The following is a 26,422-nucleotide window of genomic DNA, read 5'->3' on the forward strand; positions in this document are numbered from 1 at the left end:
ACAGGGTAAGTATAATGTGTGAAAGTAAACGATATATAAAAAAAGATCATTCTCTTTTATAAGATAATTTAAGGACAAAAAAAGCCTGTTAAATCAAGGGTTTAGGAGCCAAAAATATGATGAACGTCTTAGATAAACATGAATATATGTAAATATTTCCAGGTAGTTTTACCTAGTTATTTTTACAATATTTTAAGAAACAGAGGGACGGTTCTTCTGTTTCACTATCGAAATCGGAAAAAAAGTGAACACTCACGTTCAATTCAGGAGGAAAACAAACGCTCATTCAACCCTTCAGTCGAAATTCAAATGGAGATAGAGTAGAACGGGTCTAACAAAAGAAGTAACCAAGCCGCCGATTAAGTACGGGAGAAGGTTACTTCTTTTTATAGTATTCCCTTTTCTATGTGCTTTAACCTGTTGTTGTGACCGCTAAATAAGATGAAACAACTTTTGCTAGATAAGGATGACACACCTTTTTCCAGTTAAAGACGTGCGTTTTACATGGAGAGGCGTACATGATAGCCTTGCTCAACAGGCGCCCACGGGGTGGATTTAAAAAGTAAAGAAAGGGATTTATTTAGTGTACCGAAGAATTAATCTGATGTTAGAATAATAATATTATTGGCAATTGAGGTAAATTTCAAATTTATTTTACTGAAGGGTTAGGTTTTTTTGTAATACCTTATTCTTTAGTTATAGAGATTTGATAAGAAAGACTCCCATAAAAATACCATTAGATATAAGGAGTGTGAAAAGAATATGATTGTTCCGGTGAATTTGGCACAAGAAATTGTAGACAGAATGAAAGAGATTATAAACCAAGATATTAACTATATTGATCCGAATTGCATCATTATCGCAAGTACCGATAGAAAAAGAATTGGTGATTTCCATGGTGGTGCGCAAGTGGTTCTAAAGAAAAAAGGTATGGTAGCGATTACCGATGAAAACCAATTTATCGGGACTCGCAAGGGGATAAATCTACCCGTTTATTTTGACGATAATATCGTAGGAATTATTGGAATTACCGGTAAGGAAGAGGAAGTCTCTAAATACGGAAAAATCATTCAAAGTATGACGGAAATACTTATAAAAGAAGCTTTTATCAAAGAGCAAAGTAAGATTGAAAGGGAGAGCAAAAAGCAATTTATAGAAGAAGTCTTATTTAGAATTAATGATGAAGACAAAGAAACTATCAGAATCCGTTCTGAACTTCTAAATGTCAAATTAGATATTCCAAGAGTAACTCTAGTTGCTAGAGTTCAACAAGTGAAAAAAAGAAAAATGATTGACACTGCAGTTAACAATTATCATATCTATAACTTTATTAATAGATACATAGATTATGATCAACAAAACTTACTTGTTCAGAGTGGATTAAATTACATCATGATATTAAATATGAATACAACTAATGACTTAATTGGACTTGTGAAAAAAATATACGAAAACCTCAAACATGAATACAATTTATCCATTTGCTTTGGGATAGGCAGTGAAAGTAGAGATGATGCAGGAATCCGTCAATCCTTTGAAGAAGCAAAGAAATCTTTAATGGTTTCTTTACTTTATAAAAAAAGATTTTATGTTTCAATTTTTGATTTAGATTTAGAGCTAGTTGTTAATGATCTTTCGGAAAAAGCAAAATATAATTACCTTTTTAAGGTCTTTAAATATTTGGATGAAGAACAGCTTTCTTCATATATTGAAGTCTTATCGACCTATTTTCGTAATAACGGATCGATTATGAAGACTGCTGATGAGCTGTTTCTTCACAAAAATACCTTGCAGTATAAGCTGAATAAAATTAAAACAGTAACAGGTTACGATCCAAGAAATACTAGGGATTTAGTTGTGTTGTATCTTGCGGTTCTTATCTATAAATCTGAAGGCGCGTATAAGACATTCATGTTATAAGTAACAAAAATAGTTGAAATTTTCCTCTGACCTTTTAGTCTCGGTAACATAGATTAAAATTCTGAAAAGTAATAAATTTTTAACTACACGGAATATTCTATGTCCAAATTAACACCAACTTTTTAAGTGTAAAACAATCTCCAGAGTTAGGAAGAAGGTGTAGCGAGAGGAGTTTTCAATGAAAATTATAATTGCTGCTGACTCGTTTAAAGGAAGCTGCTCGACTCTTGAAGTAGCAGCTGCAATTGAAAAAGGTATTAGAAAGATTAAAGAAGATGTAGAGATTGTAAAATTACCGGTTGCTGATGGTGGCGAGGGAACCGTAGATGCTTTGGTTCTGGGCACAGGAGGTACCTATGAAACTGTGGAAGTCATTGGTCCGTTAGGTAAAAAGGTCGAGGCAAGGTTCGGAATTCTGGAAGGTAATATTGCAGTAATTGAAATGGCATCTGCTTCAGGATTACCTCTATTAAAAGAAGATGAACTGGATCCATTAAAAGCGACTACGTATGGTACAGGCCAACTCATTAAGGCAGCTATGGATAAGGGCTGCAAAAAAATTTTTTTAGGCATAGGTGGAAGCGCTACCAATGATGGCGGTGTTGGGATGGCCCAATCGTTAGGCGTCTCGTTTAAGGATCGAGACGGGGCAGAAATCGGCTATGGTGGCGGAGAACTGTCGCGGATAGCTGATATCGATATTAGTAAATTGGATCAAAGAATAACTCGGACAGAAATTATTGTAATGTCAGATGTAACCAACCCTTTGTGTGGAGAAAAAGGAGCCTCCTATGTATATGGCCCACAAAAGGGAGCAACTACTGAAATGATAAAACAATTGGACGCAAATTTAAAACATTTTGCAAAGGTAATAAATGAGAAGCTTGGAAAGGATGTTCTTCAAATTCCAGGTTCAGGTGCAGCTGGAGGGTTAGGTGCAGGTTTAATTGCATTTTGTAATGTTGAACTCCATGCAGGTGTTGAAAAAATCTTGGATTTAATCTGCATTGACGGCCATTTAGAAAATGCTGATTTAGTTTTTACAGGTGAAGGCAGGATTGATCACCAATCTGTATTTGGAAAGGTTCCAGTTGGTGTAGCAAAAAGGGCAGCAAAGAGAAATGTGCCGGTTATTGCGATTGTAGGAAGTATTGGAGATGGTGCAGCTGAAGTTTATGCTCATGGTTTAACTGCCATTCAAGATATTATAACAAAACCCATGACCTTACAAGAGGCAATGGAAAACGCTCAGATTCTAATTGAACAAGCGGCAGAAACCGTAATGAGAGTAATAACGATTAAGTCTGATACCCAATTCATTGGTATACATAGAAAGGAACACGAACTGGCATGAAAATGGTAGTGCTTGATGGTTATACCACCAATCCTGGCGATCTAACCTGGGAAGGCTTTGAGAAGTATGGACAACTAACCGTTTATGACCGTACAACTTTTAACAAAGATGAAGAATTCAAGATTCTTAAAAATATCGGTGATTCAGAAATCGTTTTTACTAATAAGACTCCTATTACTAAAAATATACTTGATCATGTTTCTAATTTGAAATATATAGGAGTGTTGGCAACTGGCTACAATGTAGTAGATATAAAAGCTGCAATGGAAAATGGCATAGTAGTTACCAACATCCCTAATTATGGCACCCAGACAGTAGCACAAATGACTTTTGCATTACTACTAGAGCTTTGTAATCGGGTTGGTACTCATCATGAGGAAGTGAAAAGGGGTGCCTGGAGTAAATCATTAGACTGGTGTTTCTGGAATTATCCGCTTGTAGAATTATCAGGGAAAACGATTGGTATCATTGGATACGGGAGAATTGGTCAAGCTGTAGGAAAGATTGCACAAGCTTTTGGCATGAAAGTTTTAGCATTTAACCGATCCAAAAATAGTTTACTAGAAAATGAATCTGTTAAATACGTAAAACTAGATCGACTATTTCAGGAATCGGATGTTATTAGCCTTCACTGCCCATTAACAGAAGAAACAAAAGAGATTATAAATTCAAATACGATTTCAAAAATGAAAGAGACCGTGATGATTATAAATACCGCTAGAGGGCCATTAATTGACGAAGTTGCCTTAGCTGTTGCCTTAAATAAGGGTAGAATTGCTGGAGCAGCATTAGATGTAGTAGCAATAGAACCTATTAATAATGATAATCCATTACTGACAGCGAGGAACAGTATTGTAACACCACATATTTCATGGGCTTCAAAAGAAGCTAGAAAAAGGTTAATGGATATTGCTTTAACAAACCTCGAAAGCTTCTTAAATAAAGAACCGGTAAATGTTATTAGATTTTAAATATGGTTTTACAAAAGAATTAAATATAAAGAGGAGTGAAAGTGTTGAGTACTGAACATACAATTCGTGAATTAATAGAAAGATCAAGAGCTGCACAAAAAATCGCAGAAGGTTTTTCTCAAAGAAAAGTGGATGAACTCGCTGCCGCAATTGTGTATACCTTTTCAAGACCTGAACTTGCAAGAGAGATTGCCGAGGAATGTGTGGCCGAAACGGATATAGGAAATGTAGAGTCTAAAAAGGCAAAGTTAATGAATAAAATGCCGGCTATTTTTTACCAAGTTAAAGATGTAAAAACGGTAGGAGTGATTGACCGAGATCCTGAAATGGGCATTACCAAAATTGCCAAACCTATAGGTGTTATAGCTGCTCTCGTTCCAAGCACGAACCCAGAAGCAACGCCTATATTTAAAGGAGTCTTGGGTCTTCGAGCAAGAAATGCAGTTATTTTTGCACCGCATCCTGCAAGTAAAAAGACATCAATGAAAGTTGTAGATATCATGAGAGAAATTTTAGAGAAAAATGGTGCACCTAAGGATTTATTTATATGTATAGATCAGCCATCAAAGGATTTATCGCAAGAATTGATGAGGCAAGCTGATCTTACAATGGCAACCGGAAGTGGAGACATGGTGAAAGCAGCATACAGTTCTGGTAAACCTGCGTACGGTGTAGGTGCCGGAAATGCAGTAGTTGTAATTGACGAGACAGCAGATCTTGCCGAGACAGCCGCTAAGATACGAATTGGCAAAACCGGAGACAATGCTTCTGGATGCTCTGCAGAGAATTCACTCGTTATTCATGAAAGCGTTTACGATGAAATGCTTGAACTTCTTCAACTACAAGGGGGATACCTTGCTTCTCCAGAAGAAAAAGCAAGACTTCAAGAGGTAATGTGGGAAGATGGTCATTTATCTAGAGATATAGTAGCAAAACCTGTTGATAGAATTGCAAATCTTGCAGGAATCAATATACCGGACAATACTGCATTCTTAATGGTGAAAGAAACAGGAGTAGGGAAAGACTATCCGTTTTCGGGAGAGAAAATGTCTTTAGTTCTAACAGTCTATAAATATAGTGAATTTGATGAGGCTATCGATATGGTTAATCGCATAACTTCCTACTCTGGATTTGGTCATTCATGCGGAATCCATTCAAATAATCAAGAACATATTATGCAACTTGCCTTAAATACAAAAACAACAAAAGTAATAGTAAGACAGCCGCATGGTGCTGCTAATAGTGGTGCGTGGTTCAATGGTTTAGCTAATACCTTCTCATTAGGCTGTGGAACTTGGGGCGGTAACATCGTATCAGAAAATGTAACACAGAAGCATTACATGAATACAACCTGGGTAGCAGAACCGATTGATCGGCAACCAGCTTCCGAGGAAGAAATTTTCGGTGATTTACTAGCTACTGTGAACGTTTAATGGGAGGAGGAACTAAGGATGTATCGCTTCCAGCTTAGACCCGTAATTTATGAATTAAAAACAGTCGATGAGTTTGTGGCTCAATTTAATATCTCAGCAGATGATTATGTCTTCACAGAAAAGTTTTTGTATGAAAAGTATTTAAAAGGAAAACTAGATTGCCAATTTCTTTTCCAAGATGATTACGGTCTTGGCGAGCCAAGTGACATTATAATTGACAAAATCATCCATGACATTTATGGGAAAGAGATTAAAAGAATCATTGGTATCGGAGGAGGAACTATTTTAGATATTTCCAAGCTTCTTTGTATAAAGGATGCTTCATCTACTGAGGAGATTTTTGAAGATCAGATACCTTTGGTTAGAGATAAAGAGCTAATCTTGATCCCTACAACATGTGGAACAGGCTGTGAAGTCACATGTGTATCAGTAGTAGATATAACAAAAAGAAAGACTAAGATTGGAAAGAGAATAGAAGAAAACTTTGCCGATGCGGCCGTACTCATTGAGGAGTTACTAGACAGTATTCCGGAGAAAGTTTTCACCTACAGTTCTGTGGATGCATTAATTCATGCCATGGAAATTTTTGTCGCTCCAACGGGAAATCCATACAATGATGTCTTTTGTAAATCAGCTATAGAAATTATTCTCTCCAGATATAAAGTCCTTGTTGAAGACGGACTTGACAAAAGATTTGATTTTATCGGGGAATTCCTAAGGGCTAGTACCTTCGCAGGCATAGCTCTCTCAAATACAGTATGCGGGGCGGTTCATGCATTTGCCATGCACTTTGGAAGTGTTCATCATGTACCTCATGGTGAATCAAATGCGAGATTTTTGTCCGGTGTATTCAATAAATATGCTGAAAAATCTCCGACTGGTAAGTTACTAGAACTTGCTGAGATTATAAATAAAACATTGGACATAGATACCGATATTCGAGGTTCCTTCCATGCATTAGAAGATTTAGTCAGTAAGCTAATCCCTAAAAAGAAATTAAGAGAGTACGGGGTAAAAGAGGAAGATATCGAGAGCTATGTTGATAAGGTAATCGAAAGTCAACAAAGATTATTAATTAACAACTTTGTCCCTCTAACAAAAGAAGACTTAATTGATATTTATCGTGTCGTCTACTAAGAAATGGGAGGTAAGAAAGTGTCCCAAAAAAAAGTTGAAATCGTTGAAGTTGGACCAAGGGATGGGTTTCAGAATGTTCCCGAATTCATTCCAACAGATGTGAAACTTAAGGTTATTGAAGGAATTGTTAAATCAGGCATTAAAAGTATACAAATTACGTCCTTCGTCAGTCCCAAAGCCATTCCTCAAATGAAAGATGCTAAGGACGTAACAGCGGCTTGCTTAGTTAGGTATCCGGACCTCCGCTTATTTGCTCTGGTACCAAACCTTTATGGTGCTAAGGCAGCTGTTGAAAGTGGACTAAAAGAGCTTGCTTACGTTATTTCGGTTAGTAAAACTCATAACACCAAAAATGTTAAAAGAACTCATGATGAGTCTTTTGAGGAATTGGATCAAATCGTTCAACTTTATCCTGAGATAAAAGTCACTTTAGATGTCGCGACAACTTTTGGCTGTCCATTTGAGGGGGAAATGTCGCTTGAGGAAGTTATGGCCTTTTTACAAAGAGGATATGACTTGGGTATTCGCACCTTTAATTTATGTGACACAGTAGGGCTGGCGCATCCAGAACTAATAAAAGAGGTTGTTGGAACTGTATTAAAAACATACCCTGATTGCGAGTTCCAAATTCACATCCATGATACAAGAAATATGGGAATGATCAATTCATTTACAGCAATTCAATGTGGAATCACGAAGGTTCAAACCGCGATAGGAGGACTAGGAGGCTGTCCATTTGCTCCCGGGGCATCAGGAAATACATCTACAGAGGATTTTGTCTATATGTTAAATAAAATGGGCTACGATACAGGAGTAAATTTCGATACTCTACTAGAAACTGCAACCTATTTGAAGGGGAATGTTACCAGCGGAATATACAGCGGGCATCAAATATTTATCGACAAAACTAAAGTGTCTACTCAATAAAATTAAACATCACATTTACACCCCCGCAGCAGGGGTGAGGGAGGAATTAATATGAAACTAAAAAAACTACTACTTTTAATCATAACGGCTAGTATGGTGCTGGTTTTGGGTGCCTGTGGAGGTTCAGAAGCAGGCGGTAATGGTGATGAGGAAATTGTTCTAAAGTTCGGCCATGTTCTTGCACCAGATCATCCATATAACTTAGCTGCAGAAAAATTTAAAGAAATATTAGAAGAAAATGCCCCACAACCAGTAAAAGTTGAGATCTTTCATAGTTCCCAATTAGGGAGTGAGCGTGACCTTACTGAAGGATTACAGTTGGGAACAGTCGATATCGCTATTGCTCCAGGTACCATTAGTACATTTGAACCTAAGATGGGTGTACTAGATTTACCTTATATTTTTAGAGATAAAGAGCATGCTTATAAAGTGCTTGATGGGGAAATTGGTCAAGAATTAGCTAAGGATCTCCCTTCAATTGATTTAAGACTACTTTCTTATTGGGAGAACGGATTTAGACATGTAACCAATAGTTCAAAACCTATAGTGACTCCTGAAGACCTTAAGGGTGTTAAGATACGAGTTCCAGAGAATAGTATTTATGTTGACTCTTTTAAAACTTGGGGTGCCAACGTAACAACAATGGCCTTCGGCGAATTATTTACTGCACTTCAACAAAAAACGGTAGATGCTCAGGAGAATCCATTAGCCCTCATTGCAACAAATAAATTTTATGAGGCGCAGGAATACCTCTCATTAACCGGGCATTTCTATGGCCCAGCCCATGTTATCATTTCTGAACATACTTGGAAAAAACTTTCACCAGAAATGCAAGAGGCTGTTCAAAAAGCTGCTGATGAAGCCAGAGATTATGAGCGTCAATTATTAGCAGATAAAGATGCAGAATATCTAGAAACGCTTGAAGCGGAAGGCATGAAGGTAAATGAGGTTGATCTTGAGGCATTCCAAAAGGCTTCCGAACCAGTTTGGGAAATGTATAGAGATGAATATGGAGATCTAATCGATCAAATTCAAAATGTAAAATAATTAGAATTGTAGACAGGGGAATTATTATTAATTCCCCTGTACCCCTATTGGAGGTGTATTAAAAGTGAAAGGTTTATTTAGCCGCTTAGATCGTTTGGAAGAGTATATCTTAATTATTACCTTTCCACTAATGCTTTTATTTGTTTTTGCTGGAACAATTTTCCGATATTTTGAAATTGGTTCCTTAACTTGGGCAGAAGAAGCAGCAAGATATTTGATGATTTGGCTAGCATTCGCAGGGATAGGACTTGGTTTTAAGAAAAATGTACATTTAGGTTTATCTTTTTTTGTTAATAAATTTCCGACTGCTGTACAAAAATTCCTGTTCTTTGTACGTGCTGCATTTATTATTCTATTTGGTGGTTTAATTACTTATTATACTTCTATTCTTGTAAGCAATCAGATGCAAAATACACAGCTTTCTCCTGCTTTAGGTATACCAATCTGGTTGGTGTACAGCGCTATTTTGTTCGGCTCTATTATGATTATTATAAGAACGGTACAAATGGCAACATCCTCTATAAAATTTAATGATTATTCAACACAGGAAAGAGAGGAGGTCGAATTATGACAGCAGCCATTTTATTTGTAAGTCTTGCTGTACTATTATTACTGAATGTTCCGATTGCTGTTAGTTTAGGACTTGCCACTTTCTTTGCCGTCATTGGAAGTGACTTAAGTCTCCCAATGACTGTCATTCCACAACGAATGTTTACATCGGTCGATTCCTTTCCATTTATGGCTATTCCATTTTTTATGCTTGCCGGTTCAATTATGCAAACCGGAGGAATATCCAGCCGGCTCATTAATTTTGCAAAAAGTCTAGTTGGTGCCCTGCCTGGTGGACTCGGGATTATTGCAGTATTTTCTTCAGGATTTTTTGGGGCAATATCCGGATCAAATGCTGCAACGGTTGCTGCCATCGGAAAAATTATGATTCCTTCAATGGTTAAGGAAAAATATCCAAGAGAATATGCAAGTGCTTTAATTGCTTCAGCAGGTACATTAGGGGTGGTAGTGCCGCCAAGCGTTCCTATGATTACATATGGGGTTATCAGTGGAGTCTCTATAGGTGCTTTATTCTTAGCTGGTTTTATTCCCGCCTTACTAATGGTGATGGCTTTGTGCTTCATTATTATGTATAAAGCAAAAAAAGAGAACTTACCAAAGGGTAGATTGTCTTTAAAAGAATTATGGATCTCATTTAAGGATGCTATTTTAGCTCTATTAATGCCCGTTATCGTATTGGGAGGAATTTATGGAGGTATTTTTACACCAACCGAGGCTGCAGCGGTTGCTTGTGTGTACGCCCTCATTGTCACACTATTTGTATATCGTGAAATCAAAATTAAAGATTTGTATCAAATAATCTTGAGTTCTGGTCAAGCTACCGCCATTGTATTTTTTGTTATTGCCACATCTAGTGCGTTTTCATGGCTCCTGACTGCAGAACGAATCCCCGACACTCTTGCTCAAATGATTTTAGGCATCTCAGACAATGCCGTTATTATTCTACTAGCTATCAACTTATTGTTGCTTATTTTTGGAGTTTTTTTGGAAACAAATGCAATCATTTTGCTCGTAACTCCAATTTTATTACCAATAGCAGCTGCAATTGAACTAGATCCACTTGTGTTAGGGATTATTATTGTTGTAAATACATCCATTGGGATGCTGACACCGCCTATGGCCTTGAACGTTGTAGTAGCTTCAGGTATAAGTGGTTCAACCATTGAAGATATCAGTAAAAGAATAGTACCTTTCTTTATTGCTTTGCTCGTTGTCGTATTGTTGATTACCTTTATTCCTGAAATTACTTTCTTCTTGCCGAATCTTTTAGGCGAATTATAGAATTTGCTTAATTTTATAAGCTTATAAGCTAAAGGAAGGAAGCAAAAATGTGAACACCCAAAATGTTTTTACCGGTATAACAGCTGCTATTTTGGCCTGTACAGGGGCTGCAGTCTTTGTTATTGATACAGCTATTTCGGCTGGATTCAGTCAAATAGAGCTGGTTTCTTGGATGTTTTCTATTTATCTATTAGGCGGGATAGCTAGTCTATTCCTTACAGTAGTTTATAAAATACCAATAATCGGTGCTCATTCTTTAGCCACAATTGTTTTCTTAAGTACATCGGCTATGAATTACTCATTGCCTGAATTAGCAGGAAGCTATTTAATAGCCGGTTTAATTATTGTGATTATCGGTTTAACGGGTTTATTTGACAGGTTGATCAAACTCTTACCTACAGCAATCATTGATGCCATGATGGCTGGAATACTTGCTAACTACATCGTTAAAGTCATTCCTGCCATTAAGGATCTGCCAATAGTGGGAATGATGACAGTAGTGGGATTCCTCATATCTCAGATTATCTTTAAAAAGGTCCCTAGATTTTTAGGTGCATTACTGTTTGGGTCAGTAGCCTTATTTATTTTACATCGGCCAATAGAGATGGACGGGGTAAGTTTTGTGATTCCACAAGTAGTAGCCCCGGAATTTTCAATAGTTGGGGTTATTTCATTATCTATTCCGATTGCGTTTTTAATCCTGAGTAATGAAACAGCAGTAGCAATGACCGCATTAAAGAAGAATGGATATTCTCCACCTGTTTCGAGAACCGTCGTTACATCAGGAATAGCCACGAGTATAGCTGGTTTCTTTGGCGGGCATGCAGCCGGTCCTGGAGGCATGACCACTGCATTATGCTCTAGTCCTGAAGCAGGACCCAAAAAAGAAAGGTACTGGGCTGCAATTATTGCAAGTCTATTAATAGCCCTTTTTGGGCTGTTTGCTTGGTTTACCATTCCATTTATTCAAATATTGCCAGGCTCCTTCCTGACAATAATTGCTGGTTTTTCGTTATTAGGAATATTAGGCAATAGTCTCTATTCAACTTTTGGCAACCAAAACTATTACTTTTCTTCCATTTTTACATTTATTGTAGCACTTTCAGGAATAACAGTTTTCCAAATCTCACCAGCCGTCTGTGCATTAATAGTGGGGATACTAACATCTAGAATCTTAAAAGAGGGTGGAGAAAATAGTTTAGAGGAAAAGAAAGTTGAAGAGGGAAAACAACAAAAAGAAGGGGCCTAACAAAGGGACCAGTCCCCCCAGCACGTTTATGCGTTACGCGCCGGTGGTCAGGCTCACTGGCCATGCATGACTCTTAAAGTAATTCCATATTTTCAATAATTTGTATTTACACACAAGAAAAAAACTCCTATTGTAGAAGTTGTTGACCTTGTTTTGTTCCCTTAACAAACAAGTCTTCTACAAAGGAGTTTTCACTTTGAGTAATAAAAGTATAGGTCGAGAAGGCTTTTAATTAGTTTGCTAGGTTTAAACTTTATACTCTCTAATCAATAATCTCTATTAAACTATCCTTCAGCTTTTCCTTCGCTCCTTTCCGCCACTGCTTCACCGCGGAAACCGAAACACCTTCAATCTCAGCAATTTCTGAAACCGATAGCATGTGAACACAGGTATACATAACCCACTTCTTTTGTTGCCCCGTTAAATGACACCCTTCAACCAAAGATAGAATAAACTCGTTTGCATTGAGCATCGGATCTGCATCATCATCTTGAATCATCTCCCAGAATTCTTCCTTCGGATAAACATTCCGATGCTCTAATCGACTGGACCTCTTCATTTCCGTTAACATCCTTCCCCTTATATACGTATAAGCGAATGAAACAAAATGCCCTTTTTCTGGATCAAACCTTTCCTGTGCTTCCCAAAGTGCGATTAGACCTGTTTGGTAGAATTCAGACTGATTTTTATAGATGTTCAGTGATTGGATGATTTTATGAATCATCGGTTCAAATTGTTTTTTCAGCTGTTCAAATTCCTCCAACTTGCATTCCTTTCGAAAAGAGTGCACCTTTCCTTGAATTCCTAGGTAGCTTTACCATACTAAGGGGAAGGGGATGAGACAAAAGCAGGAATGTGAGATTTTAAGGGGAATTGATCATGAAATATAAATTTTCCCCAAGTGAAATATGATTTTCTCTGAGAGAAATTTGAAGTATCAATCAATTTGATAGAGTCCTAATTTCTTAAAAATTTAGAAAAAATTAGAAATAACTATTGGAATTTTTTAGGAAGTAGGTTACAGTAGAAATAGGTATAGTAAAAAATACCTATTAAGGGATATGATTCCAAATTAGAGGAAGGGGAAGGTGTGTGTTGTTTGAAAAAAGTAGAAAACTTTATTACGCGCAGTACGATGGCTCTCCTGCCAGCAAATGATGGAATGAATCAAACTATTATTCTAGATCTGTTTGGCAACAGGTTCAGTCATCCCCATTCAAAGTTAAAAATACTAGATGATGCTTGTCTTGTCAGAGCATGCAGCTATGACGGGAGAATCAAGGCAGTCCGGACCGCACTCCATTACTTTAACAAAACACCTCTTATGATCTGTCCGCAAGATTCGATTTTTGCAATGCCAACTAAATCACCCCACGACTACGACTGTATCTGGTTGTTCCACCACCATATTAAAGCCTTCTTTATAGAAGTCAGCACACCCTGCGTATTATTCAAAAACGGTTATCGATTAAAGGTCGATTGCTCCATCTATTCCTTACATAAACAATGGGAACGAACAGCTAACGTGACCACTTATTTCTCGCCCTCCAAAGGGATCGTGTGAAGGCAGATTCGCCGTTGCTGGAAGTAATCTCATACATAACTGTTTAAACAAACGTTTGATGAAACATAGGAACGGTTCTTAGGAGTAGAAGCGGAAGTTCAATGTCCATTTTGAAATGACACAAAAAACGTCCTAAGTGATATATACCACTTGGGACGTGACAAATTTGTTTAATGTTATTTATCCCGTAATTTCCCCTTTTCATATTGCAAAAGCCATTCCAATGCATCCAGCGCTTTTTCTTTCGACATTTTAGACTCGTAGTTATCGTTTGCATATTTAGGTATTGGCTCGGCTAGCTTGTTAAAGTCTTCTCCTTTTAAAAGGAAATCAGTCGATACTTTAAAGAAATCTGCAATTTTGATTAAGGTTCCATAGTCCGGTTGCCGAAATCCTCTTTCGTAATTCGATAAATTTTGGTGAGGAATGTTTAATTTTTCAGCCAAGGCTTTTTGAGTAAGATTGTCTCTTTCCCTTAATCCGCGAATTCTATCTCCTAAAGTAGCCATGATTCATTGTCCTCCCAAACGTCACTTACTTCTTCAAATTGTACTATATTCTTCAATATGAATAAAAAGCATTAAACAAAAAGTATATTTTTGTATTGACATAAACGAATCGTATATTTAGTATTGGTTTATAGGTATTCTTCAATTCGTATATAAGGAGGGTATAGAAAATGAAAGTAAATGATACGGTTCGTTTGATCCGTTTGTCAAAAGGGATTACTCAAAAACAGGTAGCAGCCCAGTTGAAAATACCAGTCCAAACCTATAATGGTTACGAATTAGGAAGACGCAAAATCCATGTTGAACTATTAAAGGAAATAGCAATCGTATTAGATGAACCCATTCATATACTTTTTAACTACACATTATACAAATCGAAGAAATGAGAACCAATATAAGTTTTCCCAAAAAACTTCATTTAAGATAACACATCCCGAAACAAAGTTGATAGTGCGTCGTCGTAAAACGTTTCGTAAATACGAAATATATGAAGTGCAGGTTGTTTGAAAAAGAAGAAAAGAAACTCATAACCGGAGGCAATCCAATTACTGGGTTAGGAAAAGGATTATGATGAAAGTCATCGAGCGGGGCCATGAATTTATAGAAAAATTACAGCTTCGTAACAGAATGAACGGATTTTAAAACATGCTGCAAACCATAAAAAATAGACTTGTGCTGCTGAAAGCAGGAGCAGGTGCAAAAAGAGGGAAGCGAAAATGATCATATCTTGTACAAATTCGACGATCTCTACCGCTGAAAGTTTGGAGATTGTTCGAAGAGACCATACCGGTCTAATCGATACTTTACTAAGCGTATTCAGAAAAAAAGAGGTGTCCACATCGCCCTTTAAGCAGTCTGAATCTATTTATTATCCTTATTGGGTGATTCACTATCATCTTTCATTTACTGACAGGGTGGAATCGATGTTCATTGTGGTTGATGGCTTTACTGGCGATGCCAGCTTCACAAAAGGTCTTCCGATTTTGGATCAGGTGGAGGTAGAGAACAATAAGCTGGTCAGATGTTCGATTCCTTTAGTCAAATCGATATTACTGGCAAATGATTTTTTGACTGACAACCTAATTTTTAGGGATAAACGCATGCCGTCTTGCAGTCCAGTCGATTTTTTGAAACTTTACAAACCATATTATATTTACAGTAACGAGAAGAATGGCAAGCTGATTTACAAAGCAATCGATGCCCAGACCGGTGAGCGAAACTATTCACTGGATATCGTTTATCCGCAACTGTTGTTTGAAGAAGAGCGATCGGGAGAAATTCGGGAAGGAAATCGATTTGAAAATCGTTTACGACGCCCCAAGACTTATTGAAACAGAGGGACGGTTCTTGCGTTTCATGAAACGCAAGAACCGTCCCTCTGTTCCACTAATGTCCAATAAAAAAAGGGATCTGATCTCACTGCTTTAACGCCTTAATATAGTAAGGGTCAGGCACCTAAAATTATTGTACAGCTTAATAAATCCATTCCTCTCTCAGTTTGCTGAATTCCCCTTTAAGCTCCATTTCTTCCATCCAAAAGTTAACCGTATTGGTGAATTTTGCATCGCCATGTTGCATTAAATAGCCAAATTGACTTTTATCCCAAGGATTATCCGTTAATGCAGCATAAAGGGTTTCATTGTTTTTCGCATAATAAATGGCCTCGATGCTATCCGTGATCATCACATCTACTTCACCACTGGAAACTTTTTCTGGGATTTCGAGATTGTTATTAAAAACAATGATTTCGGCGTTTTTTATATTTTTCCTTACAAATTCCTCGTTGGTGCCGCCTGGGTTTACGCCAATTTTCACATCAGACTGGTCAATAGCTTGTAAACTCGTAAATTTATCTTTATCTTCCGCACGTATGAGAGGTGATTTTCCAAATGGAATATATCCATCTGAAAATTGGGCTTGAACTTGTCTGTTCATTCTCCTCGTAATTCCACCCATGGCAATATCGAATTTATCCGCAAGTAAATCTTCCATTAACTTGGGCCAGCTCGTCTTAATAAATTTGACCTCTACCCCTAATTCATTTGCTAATAGTTTGGCAGCTTCAATATCATACCCTTCATATTGTTGTGTTTCGGGATTAAAGTAGGTAAAGGGTTTATAGTCCCCAGTGGTGCCGACACGAATGTAGCCTTGTTTAAGTATTTTGTCCAAGCGAGAATCAAATTTCTTTTCTACTTTACGATCCGAAGAGTGATTGTTACCTTTGTCAGAAGCAAATGCTGAATACGCAAACATTCCGCTAAATACGATACTCAAAACCAAAACTAGTTTTAATAGCTTTTTATTCATTCAAATCTCCCTTCCTTTTTCTCTATTTATCAGATAATTTAGATAATTAAAGTCTAAGAAGTATTAATAGTCTAGTCAACATGCCTTTCGTTTCAAATGCTGAAATAGTACTTAAATCTTATTTAAATCACAAAAATAGTGTTTACTAAGGTAAATAGAACTGAATTGAAGGGTTACCGCAAAGGAGACCTGCAAGGATGAAAATACAGAAAGGGAGAACTGTATAATGGTTTCGAAAAAAATTTTATAAAAAAACAAAAAGTCGAAAAAAATTTCTTGCGAAAATTATCTGAATAGATATATAATTCTGAATAAACAAAAACAAACAGGATGGTAAATATGAAAGAGACTAAAAATGGTCAAAACAAAACAGAGTTAGATAGTTTATCAGTCTATTCTTTAATTCAAAGTAGTTACGGTGGATTAAGTATTACGGAGAAAAGAATTGCCGACCTTATCTTAAATTCACCAGAAAAAATTATTTATAATACTGTCACTTTAGTTTCAGAAGAGTTGGAGATCGCTCAATCAACGGTAACTAGATTTTGTCGTTCCATTGGACTAAGAGGATTCCAAGACCTGAAAATTCGCTTAGCTCGAGATTTGGAGCGAGAGGATTCTACGAATGAAAATCATGAAGATTTAAGCTTTCCTCAAAAGTTTGCACAAATATGTTCCAATAGTGTACGTGACGCTTCTTTAAGTCTTGATGAATATTCCATAAAACAGGCTGCAGATTTAATTGCATCGGCTAATAAGATTGTCATTTTTGGAGTCGGTGAATCAGGACCAATGGCATTATTATTAAAAATTAAACTAATGGGTCTAGGATTAACAGTTGATGCACAAATTGATAGCCATTTACAATCGATCGCTGCAGCTCATTTAAACGAAAATGATGTTGCCATCGGTATATCCCAGCAAGGAAGTACAAGAGATATAGTAAATATTCTTGAATCAATACAAAATTCGGGGGTTAAAACCATTTGTATTACTGGTCATGGGAAATCTCCAATTACTGAAGTATCGGATATAGCTTTGGTTTGTGTGAATAGAAAGTTAACAAATATCAAAGAAGTAGAAAGCTTTAAAAGTAAGACATCCATTCTTTATGTCATTGAACTTCTCACAATCATTCTAACGATGAAGCTAAACAGTCAGTCCCCAGATTTTCAGAAGAATTTATGGAAAACGACAGAATCCATTTTGGATAAATTGTATTAAAAAATTAGAAAAGGGAGTTTGTAAAATGATTGATTCATTGAAAAAGAAGTTAATTGTTTCTTGCCAAGCTTGGCCTGGGACACCTTTTTATGGTGATCCCAGATTAATTTGTGCTATGGCTGAAAGCGCATACAACGGGGGAGCCGGTGGAATTAGGGCAAATGGGGAAAAGGATATTCTTGAAATCAAAAAAAATGTTCCTTTACCGGTCATTGGTATCTATAAATTGCCAGATAAAAGAGGGGTAACAGTTATTACGCCAGATTTTCAAAGTGCAAAAAAGTTAGCAGATGCTGGATCAGACATTATTGCCATAGATGCAAGTTATGAGGCAAGACCCAATTTAGAGGAATTACACGAATTAATACATCAAATAAAAACAAAGTTAGGTATCCCCGTAATGGCTGATATTTCTAATCTTGAAGAAGCTATTCGGGCTGAAAAATGTGGAGCTGATATAGTAGCCACTACCATGGCTGGATATACGCCATATACAACAAAGACGGATGGTCCGGATTTAGATTTAATAGAAAGTATTGTGAAAAAAGTAAAGATACCGGTATTCGGAGAAGGGAGATTTTCAAAACCAGAGGAGGTAAATGAGGCTATTAATGATAGAGGAGCTCACAGCGTGGTAATTGGAACGTCCATTACAGCCCCTTGGGAAATTACAAAACGATTTGTTCGAGCTATATAGTATAAACGTTTAAAGCTAAGGGGGTGAAATTATGTTCATACTTGGTATTGATGCTGGTCAAACATCAACAAAATCCTGCCTTTATAATCATGAGGACGGGACTTATATACTTTCTAAAGGTCCTTCTATTGATCACATGTTAACAGATAAAGGACAGCTTAAATCAAAGTTGGGTATTCAGCAATCAATCAAAAATTTGCTAAATCAGACTACTCAACGTATTGAAGAGGTAAAATTCGCCTTTGTTAGTATTAGCGGTATTCACAAAGAGCATGAAAGTTTAGTTGCAAGCTGGATTCTTGAATGTATCAATGTCGAACATTTCATCATTGAAGGTGATGTTAAAGCCAACCTGGCTGGTGCATCCTCCGGAAATAAAGATGGAATCCTTGTTATTGCCGGTGGTGGAAGCATTGCCTATTGCTTCAATGGTAATAAAGAATATGTTGCCGGTGGGTATGGCCATATTTTGGGAGATGAAGGCAGTGCCTATTGGATTGGATTACAGGCAATTAAAGAAGCTATTAAACATACTGAATATCGAGGCAGCCCTACTAAATTAGCGGATGAAATACTTCACACATTTAATGAAGATTCTTTCTGGGGAATTAAAAAGAAAATTCACGGGAATTACATCGATCAAAGTGATGTAGCCAATTTATCAGTCCTGGTAGAGAAGTTAGCAAATCTGGGAGATACTGTATCACAAAATATATTAAAAGCTGCTGGCTCTGAGCTTGGCGAATTAGTCGTTTCGATTATAAAACAATTAGAGAATGATGGGATATATGAAGATGTCAACAAAGTATACCCTACCGGTGGAGTCTTTAATTCTCAGGTATGGGTGTTAACTAGTATGAAACAGAAGGTTGAAGAATATCGAAGTTCTATTCAAATCTGTTCACCAGCTTACCCGCCCATCATAGGAACTATCATTTTAGCTGGAGAGTTTTTAAACATAGATATTAAGTTTAATAGAATTAAATCTTTAATAGAGGAGATTAAATATGAGCATAAGCGCTGAGGGTATTTTTAGTTCTATTTTGCAAATTTGCAATGAAGTCAAAGAAAATGAGATGGAAAATATTAAAAGTACTGCAAAACTATTAGCTGAAAGATTACTAGGTGGTGGAATTATTCATGTTTTTGGAGCAGGACATTCCAGGTCATTTGGGATGGAGATGTGTGGCAGGGCAGGAGGTTTGGCCCCTATGAAGCTTGTCGGCCTGGAGGATATTGCAGCCAGAGATAATGACTCTATTAACTTAGTGGAATTAGAACGAGATCCGAATACAGCCAATCGATTATTAGAAATTCACGATGTTCAACCGGAGGATGCTTTCATTATTGTATCTAATTCCGGAAGAAATGGTTCATCCGTTGAGTTAGCAATGCAATGTAAAAAAAGAGGGATTCCAGTCATCGCTGTCACCTCCTTAAATCATTCACAAAATTCAACGAGTCGCCACTTTAGTGGTAAGAAATTATATGAAGTCGCTGATATTGTAATTGATAATCACTGTCCTTACGGAGATGTGCTTTTAGAAATTCCAAAATATGAATTGAAAACGGGCTCCGCATCCACTGTAGTCGGGGCTTTCATTGCACAATCCCTAACAGTGGAAATTATTAATATATTTTTAGAAAGTAATCAAACTCCTCCTGTCTTCATTAGTGCGAATGTAGACGGTGGTGATGAACATAACAAAAACATGATTAAGAAATACGAAAAGCGAAATATAACTTATTAAAATTTAAGGGGGTTTTTAATGTGTTTGGTAAGCAAAAAAACCATTGGTTCAGAATCATTCTTGGGTTATCATTCGTGTTATTGTTTGTTGCAGGTTGTAATTCGGAAGATGCGAATCAGGAAGAAGACAATGGTGAGAATGCAGAAATTGTATTCTGGCATTATTTAAATGACCGTCATGAACTATTAAAGGGATTTGCTGAGGACTTTGAAACTGAGACAGGGACAAAAGTGGACGTTCAACTTTTCGGTGGAGATGGATTTAAACAAAAGATTATTGCCGCAGCACAAACGGATTCATTACCTGATTTAATGACCTATTCTGGTGGGGCTGGGGATTTGGCTCAGTTAGTAGAAACGGATAGTGTACTAGAGTTGAGCAGTGAATTGGGAGATTTGTTTAATAAATTTCCAGATACATTGGTCAAAACATTTAGTTTCGCAGAGGGAAATCCTCATAAAGTAACCAAATATGGAACCTATGCTGTCCCTATGGATGCTAATAACATGCAATTCATTTACAATACAGATTTATTTGCCGAAGCGGGTATTTCGGAGGCCCCTAAAACATGGGATGAATTTATTGAAGCTATTGATAAATTAAATGAAGCGGGCATTACTCCGTTTGCAACAGGTATGGGATCATGGGTCATTGACCCCATTTTAAACCCTTATGAATTTGCTTATTTAGGCCAAGAACAATTATTTAAAATAAAACAAGGGGAAGAGCCAATTATCGGGTCTGATTATATTAAAGTGTTAGAACTTTTTGAAGAAATGTATGAACATGATGCATTTGCAGAAGGTATCGCGACAATGGATTTACCAGCTGCTGAGCAAATGTTTGTCAATGGCGAAGTGGCAATGATATTTGATGGTTCATGGGGAATTGGTGTATTTAATCAAATGAATCCAGAATTCAAAAACTATGATGTATTCATGCCACCAGTACCATCCGATGCCAAATATGATATCAAAATTACTGGAGGAATCGGTGTTCCTCTAGTAGTGAGCAATGACACAGAATACAAAGAAGAAACATTAGAATTTGTGAAGTATTTAGTAGCGAAGGAGCAGCAGCAGGAATATGCGGAAAAAAGCTTTAATTTACCTGCGAATCTAGAAGCTGCTCAATCAGAAGACGGTATGTCATCTGCCTTACGTAATTTTTCATTAGGGATGGAGCATGTTTTTGAATCTCCAGGTGTCTATAAAAATCCAAATGCCAGCACTGTTTTACAAAAGGGGATTCAACTTATTGTAATTGGTGAAGCAACGCCAGAAGAGGTATTAGAGGATTTAGCTGCAGAGATCGAAAAGGGAGAGTAAGAGAGTTGTAAAAAGATTACGGGTTTGTATGTTCATACAAACCCGTTTTCTGGAGGGTTGTATATGAATCCAAATCAAATGGTGGAAAAGCCACTGGAAGTAAAGACCGGAAAACGAAAAAAAAGCTATGAGAAGTACTGGAATCTATTTTATGTACTGCCAGCTATCATTCTATTTCTTACGTTTTCTCTCTTTCCAATCATCCGAACCATTCAATATAGTTTTTCAGATGCAAACGGTGTCAATATTAATTTTAACTACATTGGTTTCCAAAATTATATTGAAGCCATAACAGATAGTAATTGGTGGCATGCCGTAGGAAATGGAGCCATTTTCGCCGTATTATCATTGATTTTTATGAATACCATTGCCCTGCTTCTTTCAATAGCGGTGAACTCCGGAGTAAGGGGAAGTAAGATTTACCGGGTGATTTATTATGTTCCGCCTATCCTCTCAGGGATTGTTGTGGGTTATGTTTGGAAGTGGATTTATGAATCGAACGGAATTTTAAATACATTTTTAACAAAGATTGGTCTGGAAGAATGGACACATGTTTGGATTGGTTCAACAGATACGGCTTTATATGCGGTAGCTGTTACCTCCATGTGGCAAGGGATCGGGGGCTCCTTTATTTTATTCTTGGCTGGATTGCAAGGGATCCCGAAAGACCTATATGAAGCGGCAGAAATTGATGGAGCCAATCGCTTTCACAAGCTAATCTATATAACGGTTCCATCACTAAAACGGGTCTATACATTAGTAAACATTCTTACGATTCTAGGAGCTTTAGGTATCTTCAATCAAGTGTATTCGATGACAATGGGCGGTCCTGGGTACGAAACAGAGGTTCCTGCTCTTCGGATATATAGAGAAGCGTTTACGAACTCTGATTTTGGATTGGCAAGTGCCTTCTCCATTATCTTCGGCATCATGCTCTTTATTCTATCTATCATTCAATTAAAAGTTTCTCAAAAGGATTAAGAAGGGAGGGATTCCATTGCAAAGACTGAAGAATTTTTTTACAAATAGCGGTATCCACTTATTTTTAATTTTTTGGGCGATAGTTTCAATTTTTCCTTTAATTTGGATGATATCAACTTCCCTGAAAGAAAGAAATGAAATCTTTACGAATAGAGGCTTAATTCCAAACAATGCCTTTAATTTCAAAAACTATATAGACGCTTGGATCGATGGCGGCTTTAATCTATACACACTAAACAGTATCATTTACACAGTTGCCGTCGTGATTGGAATTGTGATTATTTCCTCTTTAGCTGCTTATGGTATATCGAGACTAGAAATGTTTGGAAAAAAAACCATCTACCTCAGTTTCATGGCAACTTTGATGATTCCAATACCAGGCGCGTTTATTTCTATTTACATTGTTATGAGTAATTTGGGTTTAGCAAATACTAGAACAGGCTATATTTTAGCTCTAATCGCAACTTCCCTCCCGGTATCCATATTCATTTTAAAATCCTTCTTTGACGATATTTCACGAGAGTTGGAGGAAGCTGCCATTATGGATGGTGCAAATAGATTCCAAATTTACTATAAAATTATGTTGCCTCTTGCACGTCCCGCCATAGCTACAATTATTATTTTAAATACTTTATCCGTATGGAATGAATTCATGCTTGCACTTGTCGTGTTTACAGATAACAGTCTCATGCCGATTCAAATGGGCTTATCTGTTTTTGTTGGACAATATACTACTCAATATGAACTTCTCATGGCGGCTTCAACAATAATGGTACTACCCGTTATTTTGATTTATATCTTAATGCAAAAGCAATTTATTAAAGGTATAACTTCAGGAGCAATCAAAGGGTAAAAAGAAAGATGGAAGAAAGCGGAGGGGTGGAATATGAAGTTTAAAAGGTCTATAAAACTATTAATCATTAGTATTTTAATGACTTCATTAGTTTTTCCAACGAGCGGGTTTGCAGTGAGTTTAAATGAAAACGAGGATTCTAATTTGTACGAGTCAATTTTAAATCATGAAGCAGAATGGATAAGCAGCTTACAATTTGAAAGCGGTGCCATACCAACCTACAGTGATCCAATTGCTAATTATGACGGGAAGTATAAAGTGGTTCCTTACTTTACTCATCTGGGTCTTTTAGGTTTATTAGAAAAAGAGGAATATGCATCCACTGTAAAAGATTATATGGATTGGTATTTTGCTCATTTAAACAGAGTGGAGACAGACTCTACTCCAGCCGGATCCGTTTATGATTATATAGTAGAAACGGATAGACAGACGGAAACACCAACCAATGATTTTGATTCGACAGATTCCTATGCGTCAACATTCATTAACCTATTACGGAAGTATGCGGAAGTAACCGGTGATCATCAATATTTAATCGACCATAAAGAAGACATTTTACTAGTTGCTTCTGCCATGTTGTCGACTATGCAAGAGGATGGACTCACTTGGGCAAAACCTTCTTACCCAGTGAAATATTTAATGGACAATACGGAAGTGTATAAAGGTTTAAAGGACTTAGTATGGATTTGTAATGAAATTTTTAAAGATCCAGAAGCTGCAGCAATATATGACCAGCATCAAACGGATGTTTATCAAGGAATTCAGAATGGATTATGGCTCTCTGAAAAAAATATGTACTCTCACGGAAAAACGGGAGATGGGACTTTACTAAATCCAGACTGGAATACTTTCTATGCAGATGCTACTGCACAATTATTCCCGATTTGGACCGGAGTTATAGACCCAAAAAGTGAGGAAGCATTAAGTATTTATAATACATTTAATGAATATCATCCAGGTTGGCCAGTATTGGAAAAAAGTGATGCATTTCCGTGGGCACTCATTGCCTATACGGCGGCAATAATGGGAGATAAAATACGCGTTGATCAATTTTTAGAATCTGTAAAAACCACCTATATAGATGAAAATCATCCTTGGCCTTGGTATGTCATGGAAAGTGGCGTTACCATGCTAACTGCATCGATAGCAATGGAACTCCCGAATGATCCGAAAAGTTTCGAAATATCGAACCTGACTGATCAATCCATTCTTTCCGAAATGCCTTATACTGTGAATGGAACTGCAGCAGGAATCCATCAGGTAAGCCTAGAGTTTACGCACGAACTAACATCAGAAAAAACTTTATTTACTACTAATGTGTCTAATGGAAATTGGTCCATTTTATTAGAAGGTTTACTTAATGGTAAGTATTCGCTAAAGATTCAAGCTGAGGATATCTTTAATAATGTGATCTTTGCAGGACAACATGAAGTTGAGATCAAAGTAGGGGACGATGGAAACATCATTAAAGATGCTTATATAAAATCAGCTAAGTCAGTTCTTCACCGAGATGAGTCGACGGAATTAAAGATAATTGCCCATTACAATGATGGCTCAGATGTTAACTTGGAGAATGCTGTAATTACTTACAATACTGATCAACCTGATGTTGTCGAAATTAGTGAAGATGGAATTTTAGTAGTAAATGGAATTAAGCCGGGTATGAATGACATAACAGTCTGGGCTTTTGTAAAACATGGAAACAATGTTGTGAGGACTGAGGACCTAATCATTCCAATATCCAATCAAGCATTAACTTTATATGATGATGTTATGGATCAATTGTCATCATGGATAGTGGATCGTCAATCAGAGAATGGAGCCATTACATGGAATCAACAGAATTCCGAAATAAAAGCTGCCTCATCCAATATTGCAGCATTAGGTCTATTATTGCGGGAAGAAACGATTCCAAATGTACAAAAATATGTGGATTGGTATATGACAAATTGGAACTGGGGCGATCAACTCGGAGTATACGGAACACATTACGATTATTATAAGGATATTCAAACCGGTGAGTGGAAAACATCAAATAGTTACGAAAGCTCTAGTGTAATGAATGCAACATTTATATCCCTTTTAAAAAAGTACTATGAAAAAGAAAATCATTTTTTAACTACTCAATATTATTTAGACATTATGACGGGTGGAATAGGAATAATGAGTACCCAGGATAGTGATGGGTTAATGTGGAGATATCCAGGTCATACGGAGAAGAGATTCGAAGATAATGTAGTCACTCTCAAAGGAATGAAAGATAGTGTTTGGTTATTTGAGAATTATTTTAACTCCGCAGGCCCTGCCAGCTATTTTTCAAGCTTTACAAACCAGCTTGAAACAGGAATCGAAAATCAACTTTGGAATGCCCAAGAGGGATATTATTATTTATCTCTCAATCAATCAAATGAAAAGGAAATTCCTGAACTAACATCGGAAGCTGATGTTTCTGAACAACTAACAGCAATCTATACGGGGGCAGTAGCATCAGACAGCGACAGAGCCAAACAATTGTATGACTTATACAACGCACAATTTCCAAACTGGTCTAATGACTCTGAAATTTCCGCTGAACAGGCAACAGTTGTCTACACAGCCTCACTAATGGGTGACAAAGCAAGAGTTGATGCTTATCTTGAAAGGCTAATTGATGCATTGAATGATGGTAGAATTCTAGAGGACCTAACTGTAGAACAGGCAGGATACCTAATGCTAGCAGCAAATCTAGCGAAAAATATCCCTACAAACACATCATTAACTATAGAAAAACCAGAAATTAACTCCCAATTAAATAGTGTTAGTGTTACGGTTAAAGGTGAGGCTGCAGGTGCAGGAAGAGTGAGAATTTCTTGGTATGAACGCTTTGGTTCACAAAGCGGGGTTTTAGAAGTAAACGTATTACCAAATGGAAAATGGATTGACTCCATCAAAAAATTAAACCGAGGATCAGAATATGAAATCACTGTAACAGCTATTGATAAAAACGGCTACCAAATACCGTTTACATCTGAAAGCACAAGATTCGTAATTGATAATGTTTCTGATCAATAGAGTCCTGTATTACATTGGGGAAAAAGAAGGTTATAAATAACAAATTGGAATGGTGAGGCCTTATTTAGGTTTCACCATTTTTGTATTAGGAGACCGGTTCCGTGTTGTTGCATTTCGTTGATCTGGCGGTGGAAAGTTAGAAGGTGGTGACATTGTTATTGCTAGAAACGGAAAATTAATGTCAGTTTTTTTCTTCTTGGTTTCATATAGCTTTTGAAACTCAGAGGACCGTCTCCCTTGTCCAACCCTTTTGCTACTTTAGAAC

General features: G+C 36.9%; 24 protein-coding genes. 21 read left to right on the forward strand and 3 right to left on the reverse strand.

All coding sequences use genetic code 11. The features are described from left to right. Positions 1-762 precede the first annotated feature (762 nt). The 10 genes from CRO56_RS02070 (at position 763) to CRO56_RS02115 (ending at position 11,889) form a co-directional block, all read left to right on the forward strand. Positions 763-1,920 (forward strand): CdaR family transcriptional regulator, encoded by a 1,158-nt coding sequence (locus CRO56_RS02070; RefSeq protein WP_097156926.1) that lies wholly within the window; start codon positions 763-765, stop codon positions 1,918-1,920. A 178-nt stretch (positions 1,921-2,098) separates the two neighbouring features. Further along, entirely contained in the window at positions 2,099-3,274 is a 1,176-nt protein-coding gene (locus tag CRO56_RS02075; protein WP_097156927.1) for a glycerate kinase family protein, read from the forward strand. Further along, positions 3,271-4,245, forward strand: a complete 975-nt coding sequence (locus CRO56_RS02080; RefSeq protein WP_097156928.1) for a D-2-hydroxyacid dehydrogenase — start codon at positions 3,271-3,273, stop codon at positions 4,243-4,245. Before CRO56_RS02075 ends, CRO56_RS02080 begins: the two co-directional genes overlap by 4 nt. Before the next feature lie 44 nt (positions 4,246-4,289). Beyond that, on the forward strand, positions 4,290-5,678 hold the full coding sequence (locus CRO56_RS02085) for an aldehyde dehydrogenase family protein (RefSeq protein WP_218839643.1): 1,389 nt from the start codon (positions 4,290-4,292) through the stop codon (positions 5,676-5,678). An 18-nt stretch (positions 5,679-5,696) separates the two neighbouring features. Beyond that, positions 5,697-6,815 (forward strand): iron-containing alcohol dehydrogenase, encoded by a 1,119-nt coding sequence (locus CRO56_RS02090; RefSeq protein ID WP_097156930.1) that lies wholly within the window; start codon positions 5,697-5,699, stop codon positions 6,813-6,815. A gap of 18 nt (positions 6,816-6,833) precedes the next feature. Continuing rightward, a complete protein-coding gene (locus tag CRO56_RS02095; protein ID WP_218839644.1) occupies positions 6,834-7,742 on the forward strand; it encodes a hydroxymethylglutaryl-CoA lyase in 909 nt (302 codons plus the stop codon). Positions 7,743-7,793: 51 nt separating this feature from the next. Further along, positions 7,794-8,789, forward strand: coding sequence for a TRAP transporter substrate-binding protein (locus CRO56_RS02100; protein ID WP_097156932.1), 996 nt, complete (start codon positions 7,794-7,796; stop codon positions 8,787-8,789). Positions 8,790-8,853: 64 nt separating this feature from the next. Then, complete coding sequence (locus CRO56_RS02105) at positions 8,854-9,360, forward strand: TRAP transporter small permease (RefSeq protein ID WP_097156933.1); 507 nt, start codon at positions 8,854-8,856, stop codon at positions 9,358-9,360. Beyond that, the gene (locus CRO56_RS02110; RefSeq protein WP_097156934.1) at positions 9,357-10,640 is read left to right on the forward strand and encodes a TRAP transporter large permease; all 1,284 of its coding nucleotides are present in this window, start codon (positions 9,357-9,359) and stop codon (positions 10,638-10,640) included. Before CRO56_RS02105 ends, CRO56_RS02110 begins: the two co-directional genes overlap by 4 nt. Before the next feature lie 49 nt (positions 10,641-10,689). Next, a complete protein-coding gene (locus CRO56_RS02115; RefSeq protein WP_097156935.1) occupies positions 10,690-11,889 on the forward strand; it encodes a benzoate/H(+) symporter BenE family transporter in 1,200 nt (399 codons plus the stop codon). A 262-nt stretch (positions 11,890-12,151) separates the two neighbouring features. Here the strand turns inward: CRO56_RS02115 and CRO56_RS02120 are convergent, their stop codons facing one another. After that, positions 12,152-12,652 (reverse strand): sigma-70 family RNA polymerase sigma factor, encoded by a 501-nt coding sequence (locus CRO56_RS02120; protein WP_097156936.1) that lies wholly within the window; start codon positions 12,650-12,652, stop codon positions 12,152-12,154. Positions 12,653-12,979: 327 nt separating this feature from the next. Here CRO56_RS02120 and CRO56_RS02125 point away from each other — a divergent pair, with 327 nt between their 5' ends. Further along, on the forward strand, positions 12,980-13,453 hold the full coding sequence (locus tag CRO56_RS02125) for a competence protein ComK (protein WP_142305175.1): 474 nt from the start codon (positions 12,980-12,982) through the stop codon (positions 13,451-13,453). A gap of 176 nt (positions 13,454-13,629) precedes the next feature. On the opposite strand, the gene CRO56_RS02130 is transcribed toward CRO56_RS02125, so the two are convergent. Beyond that, positions 13,630-13,962: a helix-turn-helix domain-containing protein gene (locus CRO56_RS02130; RefSeq protein WP_097156938.1), complete on the reverse strand. Its 333-nt coding sequence runs from the start codon at positions 13,960-13,962 to the stop codon at positions 13,630-13,632. Between the two features lie 170 nt (positions 13,963-14,132). Here CRO56_RS02130 and CRO56_RS02135 point away from each other — a divergent pair, with 170 nt between their 5' ends. Both CRO56_RS02135 and CRO56_RS02140 read left to right on the forward strand, forming a co-directional pair. Further along, a complete protein-coding gene (locus CRO56_RS02135) occupies positions 14,133-14,348 on the forward strand; it encodes a helix-turn-helix transcriptional regulator (RefSeq protein ID WP_097156939.1) in 216 nt (71 codons plus the stop codon). Between the two features lie 330 nt (positions 14,349-14,678). Continuing rightward, positions 14,679-15,293: a hypothetical protein gene (locus CRO56_RS02140; protein WP_097156940.1), complete on the forward strand. Its 615-nt coding sequence runs from the start codon at positions 14,679-14,681 to the stop codon at positions 15,291-15,293. Between the two features lie 142 nt (positions 15,294-15,435). Here CRO56_RS02140 and CRO56_RS02145 read toward each other — a convergent pair whose 3' ends face one another. Beyond that, positions 15,436-16,272 (reverse strand): transporter substrate-binding domain-containing protein, encoded by an 837-nt coding sequence (locus CRO56_RS02145; RefSeq protein ID WP_097156941.1) that lies wholly within the window; start codon positions 16,270-16,272, stop codon positions 15,436-15,438. Between the two features lie 339 nt (positions 16,273-16,611). Here CRO56_RS02145 and CRO56_RS02150 point away from each other — a divergent pair, with 339 nt between their 5' ends. The 8 genes from CRO56_RS02150 (at position 16,612) to CRO56_RS02185 (ending at position 26,157) form a co-directional block, all read left to right on the forward strand. After that, on the forward strand, positions 16,612-17,496 hold the full coding sequence (locus CRO56_RS02150; RefSeq protein WP_097156942.1) for a MurR/RpiR family transcriptional regulator: 885 nt from the start codon (positions 16,612-16,614) through the stop codon (positions 17,494-17,496). Between the two features lie 25 nt (positions 17,497-17,521). Then, positions 17,522-18,193, forward strand: coding sequence for an N-acetylmannosamine-6-phosphate 2-epimerase (locus CRO56_RS02155; RefSeq protein WP_097156943.1), 672 nt, complete (start codon positions 17,522-17,524; stop codon positions 18,191-18,193). Between the two features lie 31 nt (positions 18,194-18,224). Next, positions 18,225-19,217, forward strand: coding sequence for an N-acetylglucosamine kinase (locus CRO56_RS02160; protein ID WP_097156944.1), 993 nt, complete (start codon positions 18,225-18,227; stop codon positions 19,215-19,217). Then, positions 19,201-19,944, forward strand: a complete 744-nt coding sequence (locus CRO56_RS02165; protein WP_097156945.1) for a sugar isomerase domain-containing protein — start codon at positions 19,201-19,203, stop codon at positions 19,942-19,944. The genes CRO56_RS02160 and CRO56_RS02165 overlap by 17 nt, the downstream gene beginning before the upstream one ends. Before the next feature lie 20 nt (positions 19,945-19,964). Further along, positions 19,965-21,272: an ABC transporter substrate-binding protein gene (locus CRO56_RS02170; RefSeq protein ID WP_097156946.1), complete on the forward strand. Its 1,308-nt coding sequence runs from the start codon at positions 19,965-19,967 to the stop codon at positions 21,270-21,272. Between the two features lie 63 nt (positions 21,273-21,335). Further along, a complete protein-coding gene (locus CRO56_RS02175) occupies positions 21,336-22,253 on the forward strand; it encodes a carbohydrate ABC transporter permease (protein WP_097156947.1) in 918 nt (305 codons plus the stop codon). Between the two features lie 16 nt (positions 22,254-22,269). Then, positions 22,270-23,106 carry a carbohydrate ABC transporter permease gene (locus CRO56_RS02180; protein ID WP_245855544.1) on the forward strand — a complete coding sequence of 279 codons (837 nt, stop codon included), beginning with the start codon at positions 22,270-22,272 and terminating at the stop codon, positions 23,104-23,106. Positions 23,107-23,139: 33 nt separating this feature from the next. Next, positions 23,140-26,157: a hypothetical protein gene (locus CRO56_RS02185; RefSeq protein WP_097156948.1), complete on the forward strand. Its 3,018-nt coding sequence runs from the start codon at positions 23,140-23,142 to the stop codon at positions 26,155-26,157. The last annotated feature ends 265 nt before the right edge of the window (positions 26,158-26,422 follow it).

The sequence above is a fragment of the Bacillus oleivorans genome, assembly GCF_900207585.1.
GTDB classification, from domain to species: Bacteria; Bacillota; Bacilli; order Bacillales; family JC228; genus Bacillus_BF; species Bacillus_BF oleivorans.